13 protein-coding genes are annotated in these 15,366 nt (G+C 71.6%); 4 read left to right on the top strand and 9 right to left on the bottom strand.

Going from position 1 to position 15,366, the window contains the following annotated elements; translation table 11 throughout:
* Nucleotides 1-12 precede the first annotated feature (12 nt).
* Entirely contained in the window at nucleotides 13-567 is a 555-nt protein-coding gene (locus ACK1X7_RS37955; RefSeq protein ID WP_385140577.1) for a hypothetical protein, read from the bottom strand.
* Complete coding sequence (locus ACK1X7_RS37950) at nucleotides 564-1,757, bottom strand: helix-turn-helix domain-containing protein (RefSeq protein WP_398158675.1); 1,194 nt, start codon at nucleotides 1,755-1,757, stop codon at nucleotides 564-566. Before ACK1X7_RS37950 ends, ACK1X7_RS37955 begins: the two co-directional genes overlap by 4 nt.
* Nucleotides 1,758-2,052: 295 nt before the next feature.
* On the opposite strand from ACK1X7_RS37950, the gene ACK1X7_RS37945 reads away from it, so the two are divergent.
* Nucleotides 2,053-2,439 carry a DUF6234 family protein gene (locus ACK1X7_RS37945; protein WP_385140583.1) on the top strand — a complete coding sequence of 129 codons (387 nt, stop codon included), beginning with the start codon at nucleotides 2,053-2,055 and terminating at the stop codon, nucleotides 2,437-2,439.
* 163 nt (nucleotides 2,440-2,602) lie between these two features.
* On the opposite strand, the gene ACK1X7_RS37940 is transcribed toward ACK1X7_RS37945, so the two are convergent.
* The 7 genes from ACK1X7_RS37940 to ACK1X7_RS37910 all read right to left on the bottom strand — a co-directional run bounded on the left by ACK1X7_RS37940 (nucleotide 2,603) and on the right by ACK1X7_RS37910 (nucleotide 11,687).
* Nucleotides 2,603-4,927, bottom strand: a complete 2,325-nt coding sequence (locus tag ACK1X7_RS37940; protein ID WP_413116333.1) for a glycosyl hydrolase family 95 catalytic domain-containing protein — start codon at nucleotides 4,925-4,927, stop codon at nucleotides 2,603-2,605.
* Nucleotides 4,928-5,110: 183 nt separating this feature from the next.
* Nucleotides 5,111-5,968 (bottom strand): ABC transporter ATP-binding protein, encoded by an 858-nt coding sequence (locus ACK1X7_RS37935; RefSeq protein WP_390794484.1) that lies wholly within the window; start codon nucleotides 5,966-5,968, stop codon nucleotides 5,111-5,113.
* Nucleotides 5,965-6,996: an ABC transporter ATP-binding protein gene (locus ACK1X7_RS37930; RefSeq protein ID WP_413116332.1), complete on the bottom strand. Its 1,032-nt coding sequence runs from the start codon at nucleotides 6,994-6,996 to the stop codon at nucleotides 5,965-5,967. Before ACK1X7_RS37930 ends, ACK1X7_RS37935 begins: the two co-directional genes overlap by 4 nt.
* Before the next feature lie 6 nt (nucleotides 6,997-7,002).
* The gene (locus ACK1X7_RS37925) at nucleotides 7,003-7,854 is read right to left on the bottom strand and encodes an ABC transporter permease (protein ID WP_385140594.1); all 852 of its coding nucleotides are present in this window, start codon (nucleotides 7,852-7,854) and stop codon (nucleotides 7,003-7,005) included.
* Complete coding sequence (locus ACK1X7_RS37920; protein ID WP_413116331.1) at nucleotides 7,851-8,825, bottom strand: ABC transporter permease; 975 nt, start codon at nucleotides 8,823-8,825, stop codon at nucleotides 7,851-7,853. Before ACK1X7_RS37920 ends, ACK1X7_RS37925 begins: the two co-directional genes overlap by 4 nt.
* A 4-nt stretch (nucleotides 8,826-8,829) precedes the next feature.
* Entirely contained in the window at nucleotides 8,830-10,479 is a 1,650-nt protein-coding gene (locus ACK1X7_RS37915; RefSeq protein WP_413116330.1) for an ABC transporter substrate-binding protein, read from the bottom strand.
* Between the two features lie 35 nt (nucleotides 10,480-10,514).
* Nucleotides 10,515-11,687 (bottom strand): C45 family autoproteolytic acyltransferase/hydolase, encoded by a 1,173-nt coding sequence (locus ACK1X7_RS37910; RefSeq protein ID WP_385140600.1) that lies wholly within the window; start codon nucleotides 11,685-11,687, stop codon nucleotides 10,515-10,517.
* Between the two features lie 121 nt (nucleotides 11,688-11,808).
* Between ACK1X7_RS37910 and ACK1X7_RS37905 the strand changes: the two genes are divergently transcribed.
* From ACK1X7_RS37905 to lysA, 3 genes are all read left to right on the top strand, one after another.
* Nucleotides 11,809-12,714, top strand: coding sequence for a MurR/RpiR family transcriptional regulator (locus tag ACK1X7_RS37905; protein ID WP_385140603.1), 906 nt, complete (start codon nucleotides 11,809-11,811; stop codon nucleotides 12,712-12,714).
* A gap of 375 nt (nucleotides 12,715-13,089) precedes the next feature.
* Nucleotides 13,090-13,503, top strand: a complete 414-nt coding sequence (locus tag ACK1X7_RS37900) for an SAV_915 family protein (RefSeq protein WP_385140606.1) — start codon at nucleotides 13,090-13,092, stop codon at nucleotides 13,501-13,503.
* A gap of 11 nt (nucleotides 13,504-13,514) precedes the next feature.
* On the top strand, nucleotides 13,515-14,873 hold the full coding sequence (gene lysA / locus ACK1X7_RS37895; RefSeq protein WP_413116329.1) for a diaminopimelate decarboxylase: 1,359 nt from the start codon (nucleotides 13,515-13,517) through the stop codon (nucleotides 14,871-14,873).
* Nucleotides 14,874-15,366 lie beyond the last annotated feature (493 nt).

The raw sequence follows: 15,366 nt of genomic DNA, 5'->3' as shown, positions 1-15,366 counted from the left end.
GGCGGCTGCCGGTCAGTGCCGCAGGTCCTCGGGGTACGGGGGGATGCCTCGCAGATAACGGCCCTGCTCCGTCATGGCGTGTAAAAGGCGGTGCCCTTCGTGCGCCACGACCAGTTCCTCGGCCACGGCCACCCGGACGATGTCCACGGTGTCCAGAACCGTGATCCCCTTGCGGCGGGCGAAGCGGCCGGCCTCGCCGTCGTCGGTGATCCAGACCGAGCCGGTGTATTCCGGCCGGTTCTGGATCAGCGTCAGGGTCTCGGCCTCGCCGAGGTGCTGGAGGGGGCGCGCCGGGTCACCGGCGAAGACCAACCGCCGTAAGCGGTCGACGAGTTGGGTCTCGTGCGGGTCGTCGATCTCGATCGGCCTGCCGAGCCAGCCGTCGGCGGCGACCGTGCGCAGCCGGGGCAGGTAGCGCGCCGAGCGGGTGGCCTCGTAGGCGACGGCCTGGGTCCAGCGGCCCCGGCTGTCGAGGACCTTTTCCAGCAGGCTCAGCCGGTCGACGGCCGCGAAGTTGCACAGAACCGTGTTGTCGGGGAACCACCAGGTGCGATGCGTGGCCGTCATGGCTGGAAGATCAGGTCGCCCTTCTCGGCGTCCGCGGCGGGAACGGTGGCCGCGGGCTGCTCGGGGTCCAGGGCGTCATGCAGGGCGTTCGGGTCCATGCCGAAGTAGGCCGCGAGCGGGCGCAGCGTGGTGTCACCCGCCAGATAGCCCTCGTAGAGGCCACGGGCGGGGGCCAGCGGGAGGCGTCTGGCCCGGGCCGCGGCGACGCGGTTCTCGTGGAGATCGGCTCGTTGGGCCAACAGATGGCAGACCTCGGTGGTCACACCGCGCAGCCGGTTCCGGTCATGGAAGGTGACCAGGCCGAGCTGGTGCAGGCGGGCGGCGAGCGCGCTCGGGGAGACCTTGAAACGGACGACCAGAGCGCGGAAGGCGTCATCGGACACCCCGGTGCCGGCCGACTCGGTGCCCACTTCGGCATGGATCTCCGCCTGCGGCATCAGGAAGTTCGCCGCGAAGACATTGGCACGGATCTCCGTGTGGTCCTTCTGCCTGCCGGGCGCCAGATGGGTCTCGGTGCGCATCTCCTGTGCGTCACGGGCCAGGATGTGGCCGAGTTCATGGGCCAGCGTGAAGCGCTGCCGGGTCCACACCCCGGTGCGCGCCAGCAGCACCAGCCGGAAGTGATCCGTCTGCCAGGCCGCCCCGTCGAGGCCCCGTGGGAGATCCGTCTGTGCCACGTCGATCCCGAAGTGCTCTTCGAGGGCGTGGGCGAGGTCGGAGGTCTCGCATGCGGCCACCGACGTCACTCCGCGAGCGGAGAGTGCCGTCAAGGCGTCCAGGGCCAGCGCTTCCCCCTGGTCGACATACTGCTCCAGGTCCGCCTTGGGACGGGGCAGGGAAGGCAGCGAGCGGGATCGGCCCATCAGGTCGAGCACGTCGTACGCGGTGGTGAACCGGTGGACCAGCTCCTTCAGGGCGAGACCGGAGTCGGGGTCGGAGTCGGCGAACGGACTGCTGGCGCGTGCCGCGAAGGCGGGACGCTGCGGCTCGCGACCGGTGAGCAGCCAGTCCACCGTGGTCTGGCCCAGCTCCGCGATGCGGGCCAGGTCGAGCGAGGTGAAACGACGCCTGCCGCTCAGCGACTTGGACAGCTTGTCGGGGGTGAGCCCGACGCCCTCCGCGAACGCGGCCTGCTGGAGGGAGACCGCGCTCATGACCTCGCGCACACGGTCGGTCACAGTCTCGTCCATAAGGGCAGGCTAACCCCGTCTTGCGAAAATCGCAACCAACGAGCCCACGGCGCACCCCTGCTCTTGTAAAGCGAAGGTCGTCGGCTCGAACCCGACCGTCGGCTCTCTACCTGAGCAGGGAAGAAGCCTCGGACGGTCTGCCGTCCGGGGCTTTCGACATCCAGAGGTGACACCAATGCCACCGGGGAAGCGTCGGAGCCCAGTTCGAGGGCATCTTTCGCGCCATCTGTGGCGAGAAAGGTCCTGAGTACAGGTACTCATGTGCCTCCCGTGCGGGTCGTGATGGGCTGGGCAGGTGGCTGAGCGAATCCCAAGCGGGTGCAGCGGGTGTGTCCTGGTCGGCGCTGAGCTGACGGCCCTGGTGTTGATCTTTCTCGCCTGGGGCGCTTCCTACTTCTCTTGGGATCCGCTGGACGTCGGAGACCCGATCAGTCCATACATCGCGAAGGCGGCTGTTGTGGCCGTGATCGCCGCCGTTGCGGCGATCGTGGCCGCTGTGCGCGGTGCATCGGGGGTGGCCTGGGGGCAGGGGGCAGTCGTGTGCCTCACCATCGTGGTCATGCTCGGGGCGAACTTGGTGGGCAGGAGAGTGGAGGAAGAGCACCGGCGCAGCGCGTGTTACGCGGGCTTAGCCGCGTCCTGGTGCGAGGACTACACCGTAAACGGCGCAGCCGCCCCCTGAGAGGCGTTGAAGAGCCCGCCATCGTCGATGGCGGGCTCTTGTGGTCGCTGGAAGCGGTCATCTGCGGTGGAGCCGCCGTAGCAAGGCGACGACCCAGGTCAGGGACGAGCTCAACAAGCACACGGCAGGGGTGCGCTCATGCCCTTGTGCGGGCCGGTGCGGCTCAGTCCGGCAGTCCCCACGGCTTGGCGTCGCCGACGGCCGGGACGTCCCGCGGGGCCGGGTCCGGGCGGTGGCCCCGGGGGGTGATGAGGGCCGTCGCGTCGCGGGCGAGGGGGATCTCGACGCGGCCGGGGCCGGTCGTGCGGTAGTGGAGGGGGCGGCCGCGGGAGTCGCGGACGTCGATCGGGCCGGGGATGCCGTGGTGCAGGACGAGCGGGGCACCGGCCTCGCTGTGGACGCGTATCCAGCGGGTGCGCCCGGCCGAGCGGTCGGCGTCCACGAGGAAGGCGCCCTGGGTGCGCAGGGACTGGACCGAGAGGTCGGGCCAGCGGCGGGAGACGGAGGGGAAGACCCGCAGGACGCCGTTGTGGCTCTGGACGGCCATCTCGAGGATCGACTGGGCCGCCGTCAGGGGGCTTTCGGTGGCGAGGTTGCCGCCCTCGACGTACATGGTGTTCGGAGTGATCCAGGCGTTCTTGATCAGGTTGCCGTCCGTGAGGAAGGTGAGGAAGTCCAGGGCCTCCTCGGGCCGTTCCATGCGCGAGGCCATGGAGGAGGCGACGGCGTAGCTGTAACCGGCCCACAGGCTGCGGTCCTTGACCCAGTGGTCGAAGGTGGTGCGCATGATGTCCCGGTCGGCCGGGCGGTCCCAGTCCAGCTCGTGCAGCGGGTAGAGCCAGAGCATATGGGAGAAGTGGCGGTGGGACTCGGTGAGCGGCTTGTCGGCGCCGATCATGATGCCGGTGGCATCGCGGGGGTAGGCCACGAGCCGGTCGAGGATCTCGTGCCAGCGCCGGGCGCGGGGGTGGTCGGTGCGGAGGATGCGCAGGCAGTCCAGGAGGGTGGCGCAGCCCCAGCGGAGCAGGGAGAGGTCGTAGGTGCAGTCCTCGGCGTCGGCCCACTCCGGTGAGCGGGTCAGCGGCAGATGCAGTTTGCCGTCGCCGCCCTCGTGGAGGAAGTGGTCGTAGAAGTTCACCGCCTTGACCAGGATCGGGAAGAGGACGTCGCGCACGATGCGGATGTCCATGGTGTGGCGGTAGCTGAGCCAGATGTTGTGCATGGCCCAGATGAGATTGCCGTTGTTGTCGGTCTTGGTGGCGGTGCCGGGGATGCCGACGGTCTTGTCGCCGGGGCGCAGCAGCCAGTCGGAGGGGTGGGCCAGCGCGTAGGTGTCGCCGTCCCGGTACTCCGGCGGGACGGACAGCGGCAGGTTCTTCTCGAACTCCTCGAAGGTGGAGGTGACGGAGTCGAGTTCGAGGTGGTTGGAGCCCTGGACCAGCCAGGTGGCGATCTGGACGTTGAGGTTCCACCAGACCGCGGTCCAACTGCCGCCGGTCTCCGGGTACCACGGCCCCCATTCGGACATCGAGGGCCCGTCGGCGCGGGTGGCGCAGGCGACCTTGTAGAGCTGGATCCAGTAGAAGCTCTGTAGCCGCTTGTCGGGTACGGAGACCAGGCTGTGCTGGTAGAAGCGGTGCCACCAGGCGCGGTGGGAGCGCACCAGCTCGTCGGGGTCGGTGGCCAGCGTCCGGGCCACCTCGGCGACGGCCAGTCGGGTGGTGTGCGACAGGTCCTCGGGGTGGCGGTAGACGATATGGGCGGCCAGCAGCCTGCCGGTGCCCACGCGCCGTTCCCGCCAGGCGGTGGTCCAGCCGCCGCCCGCGATCAGCGGCTGCTCGACGTAGTGGGTGGCGCCCGTGGAGCCGGTGCGGGGGTCGGGGTTGCCGGTGTAGTCGGCGGGCTTGTCCTTGGTGCGGGGCGAGGCCGCGGGCAGCCAGGTGAACGACCAGGCCGCGGCCTCCTCACCGGCGCTGGGCCGGGTGGAGATCAGCAGCGCGCCACGGGTGTTGTGCACCAGCATCGTGAAGCGGACGCTGCCCCGGGTGGTGGTGATGGTGCCGCGCAGCTCGGCGTCCCAGAGGTCGAGCGTCCAGTCGACACCGGTCACCTCTCCGGCGAGGGTGAGGTCGAAGTGGCCGATGGGCAGGCGGGAGAAGCCGTAGGGGGCGCGCCACTGGGGGCGCTGGTCCTGTACCTGGGTGTGGCTGAGCATGACCTTCACGGAGTTGGGGGTCTCGCCCTTGTACACCACCGCGCCGAGCAGGCCGTTGGCCAGGAAGGGGCCGTCCTTCCAGTCGCCCGGCATCCGCCGCCACCGCGGGGCGGCGGCCCTGGCCATGCGTTCGGGCAGGGCCGCCGCTCCGCCGGACACCTGGGGAGCGGCCCAGGCGGTGCCCGATCCGGCCAGCCAGCCTCCGGCGCCGACCGCGGCGGCCGTGCCGATCACACCTCTGCGAGAGATCCCGTCCCCTGTTGGCGCGGTCACGTATGTGCCTCCCATATCCGGTGATGAACTACCGGAATGGTGCAGTGCACTTGGGCACCTGGGAATACCTCCGACGTATAGAAATTCAACGTGCTACGTATTCGCAGGTGAGACGGGCCCAGCTCTCCACATTGGGGCACCGAGGGCCGGAGTGAGCCGATGTCTCGCCATCGGCGGTCGCGGTCATAGCTCGGCGAGTTCCGCCCGCAGCCGTACCGTCTCCGCCGGATCCCAGCCGTCATGCGGCACCGACGACAGCAGCAGCCGGGTGTACGGGTCCGCCGGGGTGTCCAGCACCCGGGCCGTCGGACCCGTCTCGACCGCGCGGCCGCGCCGCATCACCAGCGTGTCGTCCGTGATGTGCCGTACGACGGCCAGGTCATGGCTGACGAACACCAGGGCCACGCCGGTCTCCCGGCGGATGTCGGCGAGCAGCCGGAGGATCTGCGCCTGGATGGACACGTCCAGCGCCGCCACCGATTCGTCCAGGACCAGCACCTCCGGTTCCACGGCGAGCGCGCGGGCGATGGCCAGCCGCTGGCGCTGTCCGCCCGACAGGCCCCGCGGTCGGGCGTCGCCCTCCCGCTTGCCCAGGCCCACCTGGTCGAGCAGCTCGGTGATCCGGTCGGTGGCGGCCTGCCCCTCGTACCGGCCGTGCAGCCGCAGCGCGGTACGCAGGCACTGACGCGCGGTCAGCCGTGGGTCGAGCGATACATACGGGTCCTGGAAGACGATCTGGATCTCGCGGGCGCGGCCCAGCCGGGCCGCCCTGCGCGCGCCCGGTCCGAGCGGCATCGCGCCGCCTCGCCGCCCGGGCGTGCGCTCCCGTCCGTTCACCGTGATCGTCCCCGCGTCGGGGCGCACCAGGTCCACCAGGATCCGGGCCACCGTGGTCTTGCCGGAGCCGGACTCCCCGACGATGCCCAGCGAGCCGCCGGCCGGTACGGAGAACGAGACATCGTCCACGGCCGTCGTCCGGCCACCGCCCGGGAGCGCATAGCTCTTGCGCAGCCCCTCTACGACGAGTGCGGGCTCGGTCATGCGCTGCTCCTCGATACGAGTTCCAGTCGGCGACAGGCGGCGGAGCCACCGTCCGCGAAGCCGCCCTCCTCCGGTCCGTCGCCACCGCCGTCGCCGCCGCCGAACGGGACCGCCACCGGCGCCCAGCTCTCGCACTCCGCCTCGGCCCGTGCGCAGCGCGGGAGGAAGGGGCAGCCGGTGAAGGCGTCGGACAGGGACGGCGGGCGGCCGGGGATGGGGCGCGGTTCGCGGTCGTCCTCCAGGGTGGGCGAGCACTCCAGCAGGCCGCGGGTGTAGGGATGCCTGGGGTCGGCGAACAGCCCGTGGGCGGGCTGGTGTTCCACCACGCGACCCGCGTACATCACATACACGCGGTCGCAGTAGGCCGCCGCGAGCGGCAGATCGTGGGTGATCAAGAGCGTGCCGAGGCCGCTGCCGTCCTGCCGCCGCTCCTCCTGGATGCCCCGCAGCAGGGCCAGGACCTCCGCCTGGGTGGTCGCGTCCAGCGCGCTGGTCGCCTCGTCGGCGAGGAGGAGGTCGGGGCCGGTGGACAGGGCGGCGGCGATCACGACCCGTTGCAGCATGCCGCCGGACAGCTCATGCGGGCGCTGCCGCATCCGGCGCTCGGGGTCGGGCAGGCCCACCGAGGCCAGCAGCTCGATCGCCTTCGTCACCGCCGCGCGGCGGGACAGGCCCAGGACCCGGGTGAGCGGGTCGGTGAGGAAGTCCCCGATCCGGCGGACCGGGTTCATCGCCGAGCGCGGGTCCTGGAAGATCATGGAGACGGTGCGGGAGCGGTGCCGGCGCAGTTGGGCCGGGTCCATGGCAAGGACGTCCTCGCCGTCGACCCGTACGGAGCCGGAGGTCCGCGCCCCGTCGGGGAGCATGCGCAGCACCGCCCGGGCCGTCGTGGACTTGCCGGAGCCGGACTCGCCGACCAGGCCGACCACTTCGCCCCTGCCGACCCTCAGCGACACCTCGGCGAGCAGGGGCCGGGCGGCGGCGCCTTCGGGCAGCCGGATGGTGAGATCCTCGATGTCCAGCAGCATGGCCGCCTACCTCCCCTTGCCCAGCCGGTCCGAGACCCGGACCCCGACGATGTTGAAGGCCACCACGACGGCGGCGATGGCCGCGCCGGGTACGAGGGCCGGCAGCAGCGCCTCCTGCACCACGGCGTCCTGCCCCTCCTGCACCATCAGCCCCCAGTCGATCGAGGGCGATCCGGCGCCGAAGCCCAGATAGCTGAGGGTGGCCAGGCTCATCAGCCCCTCGCCGAAGAGCACCACGAGATAGCCGACGAGCGCACCGGCCAGATTGGGCACGAGATGGCGTACGCAGATCCGGGTCCCGCTCATGCCCTGGACCCGGTAGGCGTCGATATACGGCTGGGACCGCTCGGCGAGGGCGAGACTGCGGGTGTAGCGCGCGATGGTGGGCGCGTAGGCGAGTCCCAGGGCGACGATCGACGTGGTGAGGCCGTCGCCGAAGACCGCGATCACCAGGACGACGAAGAGCAGGCCCGGGAAGGCGTACATCACATCGGTCACCCGCGAGAGCAGGGTGTCCACCCAGCCGCCGCGCCACGCCGCGACCGTGCCGATGGTGACGCCGAGCAGCGCGGCCAGCGCGAGCAGGGCCAGGGGTGCCAGCAGGCTGGACCGGGCGCCGTACAGGACGCGGGAGAGCAGGTCCTGTCCGGAGGCGTCGGTGCCCAGCGGATGGTCGGAGGTGGTCCCCGCGAGCGAGGCGGACAGGTCGACCGCGTCGGGCGCGTGCGGGGCGATCAGGGGAGCGCACACCGCCGCCACCACGACCAGGGCGAGGAAACCGCCCGCGATCATCACTTGTATCGGCCGTCGGGTCCGTACCCGCACCGGGATCAGGGCCCCGGCGGTCACCGTCGTCATGCGGTCTTTCCTTCCGGTTTGCGTCCCGGCGTCCCGCCCGGCGCGACCCGGGGGTCGATCAGCGGATGGACCAGGTCGACCATGGTGGTCACCACGACATAGCCGATGACCATCAGCAGCAGCACCGCCTGGGTGACCGGGAAGTCGTGGGTGGTGATGGCGCTCACCAGCAGTGAGCCGACGCCGCTGAGGCCGAAGGCGGTCTCGACCACCACCGTTCCGGCGAGCATGCCCGCCATGACGAGCCCGCACATGGTGACGATCGGGCCGAGCGCGTTGCGCAGCACATGGCGGACGACGATCTGGCGCTCCGTCTGCCCGGAGGCGCGGGCGGCCTCCACATGGTCGGAGGCGTACGCCTCGGCCATCGCCTGCCGGGTGACCCGGCTGATCACGGCGAGTGCGCTGAGGGCCAGCGCGAAGGCGGGCAGCGTCAGATGGTGCAGCCGGCCGGTGAGCCCCTCGCCCTGGCCGGTCACCGGGAACCAGCCGAGCCGTACCCCGAACAGGGAGACCAGCGCGATGGCCGCGACGAAGGCGGGGACGGAGGCGGCGAGCGTGGTGCCGCCGACGACCGCCGAGTCCACCCAGCCGCGGCGCAGCGCCGCCAGCACCCCGGAGCCGACGCCCAGCACCACGAAGAACACCGTGGCGTAGGCGACGAGTTCCAGGGTGGTCGGCAGCCGGGCGCCGATCAGGTCGGCCACATGGTCCCGGTACTGGAACGACCGGCCCAGGTCGCCCTGGAGGCCGTCCCACAGCCACCGGCCGTACTGGACGACGAGGGGATCGTCGAGGTGGTGCTCCGCGCGGACCGCCGCGAGCTTCTCCGGGGTGAGTTCCTGTCTGCTGCCGGAGAGTAGGACGGCGGGGTCCCCGGGGGCCGCGTAGACGGCGGCGAAGATGACGAACGAGGCGGCGAGCAGCGTGGCGAGCAGGCCGGCGATCCGCCGCGGCAGTCCGCGGATCATGGTGTCAGCCCTTCTTCGTGCCGAGGTCGGCGGCCCACGGGTAGTACATCGACACCATGGAGGCCGGCGGGCCGGTGTACTTGTCGCCGAGCACCATCACCGAGGGCACCTGCACCAGCGGGATCCACACCGCGTCGTCGGTGAACTTCCTCTGCGCGTCGATGACGAGCTTCGCGCGCTCGCCGTCGTCGATGGTCTGCTGGGCCTTGCCGACGAGGGCGTCATAGCCCTTGTCCGAGTAGCCGAGCCAGTTGTTGGCGTTGCCGGTGATGCCGTTGTCGTAGAAGCCCGCCGGGTCGGCCTTGGAGATGTACCAGTCGACCGGGATCAGGTCGAAGCCGTCGCGGGACTTCGGGTCGGAGAAGAACTCGTCGTAGCGGCTCGAGGCGATCGTCTTGACGGTCACCTTCAGCCCGATCTTCTGGGCCGCGCCGCGCACCGCGTTGGTGATGACGGTCTGGCTCTCGCTGCCGTCGCTGGAGACGATGATCGGCTCGCCGGGCGCCCCGGCCTGCTCGACCAGCTTCTTGGCCCGCGCGATGTCGTCCGGCGAGGGCGAGGCGGTGTAGGCGCCGTCGTGCTCCAGCTCCTTCTGCGCCTTCTGGAAGGCGGCCTTCTCATAGCCCCACGCCCCGGGGCCCACGGGGGTGGCCCAGGGCTCGGCGAGGCCGTTGAAGCCGGACTTGGCGATGCCCTTGCGGTCCATGGCCAGCGACAGCGCCTTGCGCAGCTTGGCGTCCTTCAGCGCACCGCTCTTGGTGGGGCTGAGCGACCAGGCGGTGGTGCTCTGGCCGTAGTAGGCGCGGATGCCCTTCTTCTTGGACAGGACGGCGGCGGGGCCGGTGGCCGTGAGATAGGCGCCGTCGGCGGCGCCCGTGGAGATCGAGTTGACCAGTGCGCTGCCGGAGGCCCAGCGGAAGACGACCTCCTTCGTCAACGGGCGGATGCCCTTGTCCCAGTAGTGCGCGTAGCGCTCGATGGTGAGGGCGGAGCCGGAGTTCCAGCTCTTCAGCCGGTACGGTCCGGTGCAGGCGTCGGGGTGGCCGGGGGTGCCGAAGTCGTCGCCCTGCTTCTCGACCGCCTCGCGTTCCATGATGATCCCGGCGTCACCGGCCAGGGCCTTGGTGAACAGGGCGCTCGGCTTCTTGAAGGTGATGGTGACCTCGGACGGGCCGGTCTTGGTGATCGTGTCGACGTCCTCGTACTCGTCCGACTCGTTCATCTCCGGCCGGGCGTGCCGCTTGAGGCTCCACACCACGTCGTCGGCGGTCATCTTGGCGCCGTCGTGGAAGGTGACGTCGTCGCGGAGGGTGAGGACGAGCTTCTTGTCGCCGGTGTACTCGGCCTTCTTCGCCAGCCGTGGTGTGGTGGTCATGTCGGGGCGGAGCAGGAGCAGCCGCTCGCAGATGTTGGCCATCACGGTGCGGGTGCTGCTGCCGCCCTGGGCGTCCATGTCCAGGGAGGCGGGCTCCTGTTCCACGAGCCAGTTCACCGTGGTGGCCGCGCCGGTGGCCTTGGTCGTGGTGTCGGTGAGCTTGAGCTTGGCGGGATCCACGGTCGCGCCGCCGGACCCGGAGGTGGCGCCGGAGCACCCGGCGGTGAACAGCAGGGCTCCCGCGAGGCCGACTGCGGTGGTACAGAGCTTGGTTCTCATGGCAGGCTCTCTGGTCGTTCGGACGTGAAGACGCGTCAGTTGGGGGCGTGCGGACCGTCGTAGAGGTTCCAGGGCAGATGCTGGTACTCGTGATCGCAGGGGGTGCCCGGGGTCACGTGGTAGTCGCCGGTGGTCAGGTCCACGCAGGAGGACAGCAGCGTCGTCCACCACTTGACCTCGGGCTGCCGGGTGTCGGGGTGGGTGCAGAGCCCCTCGGGGTGGCCGAGGTGGTCGGACATGGCCTGGCGGATCAGCTTGCGGGACTCGTCCGGCGCGGTGGCCTCGCGGAGCCGGCGCAGACCGGCCTCGGCCCGGGGCACCCGGATCAGCGAATCGGAGGACTCGGGGCGGTAGCGGGCGGCGAGCTGGACGGGGACGGTGGTCTGGTAGTGGTTGCCGTGGACGAGCAGTCCCTCGGTGGGATACATCCAGCCGTGTGCGCCCGGCGTGGTCTCCAGGTCGAGGGCGAAGCCTTCGCGGCAGGTCAGCAGGGCGTTGCTGGCGATGTGGCCGCGGGTGCGGCACAGCACGTCGACCGCCTCGCTGATGGACTCGCTGTCCAGGACCCGGCGGCGGATCACGGTCTGGGGCAGCCCGATGGCGTCGTCGAAGCGGCCACCGAGACCGTTGGCGTTGAGGGCGACGCCCGCGGAGTTGGCGCCCTGGCGGCCGATCTGCCCGGCCTCCACCTGCATGATCACGGTGGGGTGCGGGGGCTGGACGATCCGGAGCATCATGACGGTGTCCGCGACACCCGCCCGCCAGTCCCAGTTCTGGCCGCAGTAGACGTGGCCGTCGCCGCTCGCCTCCCCCAGTACGGCGAAGGAGGTGCAGCCGTCGGTCACCTCCCGGTCCTCGGTGACATCCGCCGGGGCGTCCGCCCGGGCGCGCATCCGGGCGAAGGTCTGGTCGTAGATGATCTCGCCGCGGGCGTTCAGCGCCAGCACGTCCAGGAGCCCGACCCCCGCCCCGTCGGCGATCCCGCTCATCTCCTCGACGAGTTCGGGGGCGTATGCGCGCACCGGCTCCAGCCAGCGCTCGGCGCGCGCGGTGACCTGGTCCCAGGTCAGCCCCGACGATTCGCCGAACGCCTGCTCGTAGTAGGCGAGCGCCGCGCCGATTCTTCCGCGCGCCGCCTCGCCGTACTGGCGGCCGCGCTCGGCCGGCGGGCCGGAGATCTCGACGATGGGGAGGGGGGCGGCTGTCATGGCACTCCTGTGTTCTGAGGCCCGGACCCACGAGGGGCTGTAATGTTTGTTTCAGAAATCAGCGTTCTTGGAACGATGAGCCCAGATAGTAATGTCCGTCACAGGGAAGTCAATAGCTGTAATGAGCGAACCGAAAGATCCAACCGGGGCGACACGGCTGGCCGCCGCGGTCCGGGATATGTGGGGTGAGCTGTCCGCTTCCGAGCGGGTGGTGGCCCAGTACCTGGTGAGCGCCCCACCGGAGAATCTGCTCTTCGCGAGCGCACAGGAGCTGGGCGCGGCCAGCGGCACCAGCAACGCCACCGTCGTCCGCGCCCTTCAGCGCCTGGGCTATGCCGGCCTGCCCGCGCTCAAGCGGGAGCTGGCCGCCGGTTTCACCTCCGCGACCGCCCCCGAGGAGCGACTCAAGCAGCGCATCGCCCGCGTCGGCCGCCATGACCTGGACCAGGTCAAGGACCGGGTCTTCGACGAGGCCGCGGAGCGTCTGGACCAGTGCCGCCGCCTGCTGGAGACGGATGTGCTCAAGCAAGCGGTGCAAATGCTCGCGGACGCGCGCGAGGTGGTCGCCTACGGTGTCGGCGCCTCGGAACTCGCCGCCCGGCATCTGGTGCTGAAGCTGCGCCGGGCCGGCCGCCGGGCACGCTTCGTCGGCGCCACCGGCTTCACCATGGCCGACGAACTGCTGGGCCTCGGCCGCGGGGACGCGGTGGTGATCCTGCATCCCGGCCGTCGGCTGCGGGAGTTCACCGTGCTCACCGACCGGGCGCGGGCCGTCGGCGCGGGCGTCGTACTGGTCACCGACGTCCCCACCGGCCCCCTGGCCACCCACGCCGATGTGGTGATCAGCGCCCCGCACACACCCACCGGCATCACCGCCGAATCGCTGGCGGGCATCGTCGTCATGGACACCCTCGTACTGGCCCTCGCCTCGCTGGACGAACCCCGGGCCGTCGAAGCCTCCCATCAACTCACCGTGTTGCGCGGCCAGTTGATCGACGGAGCCGAGCCCAGGCCACGCAAGAGCTGACCGCCCGGGCCGGACCCCGCGGCCCTCGAGGACCGAAAGGACGCCATGCACCGCGAACCGCCGTCCGGCCGGCCGGGCGGGGCCCGCTGCGCCGTCATGCCCAGCTTCGACGTGGACGGCCCCACCCTGTGGCTCGACGACCGCGCCACCGGGGCCATGACGAGGCGGAGGGGCGGGGCCACGGCCGCGTGCACGGGAGGCACGGCCGCGTGCACGGGGGGGGCCGCCGACAGCGTCGCGTCAAGACTTCCCGTCCTCGCGTCAGCGTCGCGTCAGGGACCGCCTCCCTCCACAAGGCGCGGGACTTACCGTCCTGTCCGGGCCCCGGTCCGCCGTCCGGTCCAGGGCCTTCCCCGCTCCCCCTGGAGGCACGTCATGACCAACCATCTGTACGGAGACGACCCCGAGCCCGACGAACCCGTCCCGGCCGGACGCCTGCTGTACGTCCCCGTCCGGCCGGGGCCCGCCGGCTGCGCAGTGCGCATCTTCCGTACCGCCCATGGCGGCCGTACCGCCGTTGGCTTCTCCACCCGACAGCGGCTGACCGCCGTCCTCGGCACCCGGCAGCCGTGGATCCGGCTCGGCGAACCGGCGCTGCGCGCCCTCACCGAGCCGCTCGGCGCCACCTCGCTCACCGTGGACCCGCGGCTCGCGGTCCGCGAGGTCGCGCGGCCGGTGCCGGAGCGCCGCGACGACACCACGCCCGCCCGGCGCCCGCGGACGCTCGGTGCCCTGCGGGTGGCGGGGGCCGCGGCCCTCGTCGGGTTCCTCGGCGTATGGCTCGGTTGAGGGAGGACGCCATGGTCACGCCACTGATCGCCGGCACCGGGCCCCGTCCGCCCCACACCCCGCCGCCCCTCGACGGCGCGCTGTCCGTCTGGCCCGCCTCGACCACCCCGCTCGCCCACGGGGACCTGGCCGTCGGCGGAGTGCCGCTCACCGAGGTCGCGGACCGCTTCGGCACCCCCGTGTACCTCCTCGACGAGGGCGAGGTCCGGGCCCGCTGCCGCGCCTACCACGACGCCTTCCCCGAGGCCGCCGTCCTCTACGCCGCCAAGGCGTTCCTGTGCCGCGCCATGGCGCACTGGGTGGAGGAGGAGGGCATGGGTCTGGACGTGTGCTCGGCCGGCGAGCTGGAGCTCGCGGTCACCACCGGTTTCCCGGCCGAGCACATCGTGCTGCACGGCAACGCCAAGAGCCCGTACGACCTCCAGGCCGCCCTGCGCTTCGGGGTCGGGCGCATCGTCATCGACAGCCCCTCGGAGATCGCCCGGCTGGCCGTCGCGGTGCCCGAGGGCAGCCGCCAGAAGGTGATGGTCCGGGTCGCCCCGGGCATCGCCGCGGGCGGCCACGCCAAGATCCGTACCGGCACCGACGACCAGAAGTTCGGCCTGTCGCTGGCCGATGGCTCGGCACACCACGCCATCGCCCGGATCCTGGACCAGCCACATCTGGAACTGGCCGGCCTCCACTGCCATCTGGGCTCCCAGATCACCTCCGCCAAGCCCTATCTGGCGGCCGTACGGCGCATGGTCGGCCTGCTGGCCCGGGTCCGCGACCAGCACGGGATCACCCTCCCCGAGCTGGATCTGGGCGGCGGCTACGGCATCGCCTACCGCCCCGGCGAGCCCGCCCTGGACATCGCCGCGCTCGGGCCCCGGGTGCGCGCCGAACTGGCCGACAGTTGCGCCGCGGCCGGACTGCCCGTGCCCCGGCTGATCATCGAACCCGGCCGCGCGGTCGTAGGACCGGCCGGGATCGCGCTGTACCGGGTCCTGGCCGTCAAGCGCACCGGGCACCGCACCTTCGTCGCGGTGGACGGCGGGATGAGCGACAACCCCCGCCCGGCGCTGTACGGGGTGCGCTACGCGCCCCGGCTCGTGGGCCGCACCAGCACGGCGCCGCTCGCCACCGCCACCGTGGCCGGACGCCACTGCGAGGCCGGGGACGTACTGGCGGGCGAGGCGGAGCTGCCCGGCGACATCCGCCCCGGCGACCTGCTCGCGGTGCCGGTGGCGGGCGCGTACCACCTGTCCATGGCCTCCGGCTACAACCTGGTCGGCCGCCCGCCGGTGGTCGCCGTGGCCGACGGGAGGGCGCGGCTGCTGGTACGCCGCGAGTCGCTGGACGACATCCGCGGCCGCGACGTCGGGCTGTAGTCACAGGGGGGCGGTGACCGCGCGGAGCGGCCACCGCCCACACACACCAAGGCCCCGCGGGGGCGGTGGCGGATTCCAGGGATCGCCGCCCCGCGGGGCCTTGGCATGCGGCGGAGAGAGCGGGGAGGGCGGAAGGCGGTGCCTCCCACGGGAACCGTCGCGCACTCAGGTAACGGTGCCGTGCACCGTGTACGCGCCGGCCCGCGGTGTCAGCGGCGACGGTGCTGGTCATCGCGCTGATACCCATACACCGCTGAGCGGCCGTTCCGCGGCTCTCTCCGCCGCCGGACCTCAACCTCGCACGGCGCGGAGGGGCGATTCATGGGCCTTGTCGCCACCCTGACGCCATGCCCTCGGGGATTGACGCGGCCCTGATGGCCCCGCGCGGCCGACGGCGGGAGAACGTCGGGACGGCGGCGCCCGACGACCGGGTTCCGATACCGCCGTTCACTCCATCGGCCCGATTTGCGCCAAAACACCGTCGACATCGTCG

It is taken from the genome of Streptomyces sp. CY-1 (assembly GCF_047218265.1).
GTDB classification, from domain to species: Bacteria; Actinomycetota; Actinomycetes; order Streptomycetales; family Streptomycetaceae; genus Streptomyces; species Streptomyces niphimycinicus.
This window is presented reverse-complemented; position numbering and strand designations above follow the sequence as displayed.

Bases quoted from the DNA above. Each gene is read 5' to 3' on its own strand.
- ACK1X7_RS37955 (WP_385140577.1), bottom strand. From the start codon at position 567: ATGACGGCCACGCATCGCACCTGGTGGTTCCCCGACAACACGGTTCTG.
- ACK1X7_RS37950 (WP_398158675.1), bottom strand. From the start codon at position 1,757: ATGGACGAGACTGTGACCGACCGTGTGCGCGAGGTCATGAGCGCGGTC.
- ACK1X7_RS37935 (WP_390794484.1), bottom strand. From the start codon at position 5,968: ATGACCGAGCCCGCACTCGTCGTAGAGGGGCTGCGCAAGAGCTATGCG.
- ACK1X7_RS37930 (WP_413116332.1), bottom strand. From the start codon at position 6,996: ATGCTGCTGGACATCGAGGATCTCACCATCCGGCTGCCCGAAGGCGCC.
- ACK1X7_RS37925 (WP_385140594.1), bottom strand. From the start codon at position 7,854: ATGACGACGGTGACCGCCGGGGCCCTGATCCCGGTGCGGGTACGGACC.
- ACK1X7_RS37920 (WP_413116331.1), bottom strand. From the start codon at position 8,825: ATGATCCGCGGACTGCCGCGGCGGATCGCCGGCCTGCTCGCCACGCTG.
- ACK1X7_RS37915 (WP_413116330.1), bottom strand. From the start codon at position 10,479: ATGAGAACCAAGCTCTGTACCACCGCAGTCGGCCTCGCGGGAGCCCTG.
- ACK1X7_RS37910 (WP_385140600.1), bottom strand. From the start codon at position 11,687: ATGACAGCCGCCCCCCTCCCCATCGTCGAGATCTCCGGCCCGCCGGCC.
- ACK1X7_RS37905 (WP_385140603.1), top strand. From the start codon at position 11,809: ATGAGCGAACCGAAAGATCCAACCGGGGCGACACGGCTGGCCGCCGCG.
- ACK1X7_RS37900 (WP_385140606.1), top strand. From the start codon at position 13,090: ATGACCAACCATCTGTACGGAGACGACCCCGAGCCCGACGAACCCGTC.
- lysA (WP_413116329.1), top strand. From the start codon at position 13,515: ATGGTCACGCCACTGATCGCCGGCACCGGGCCCCGTCCGCCCCACACC.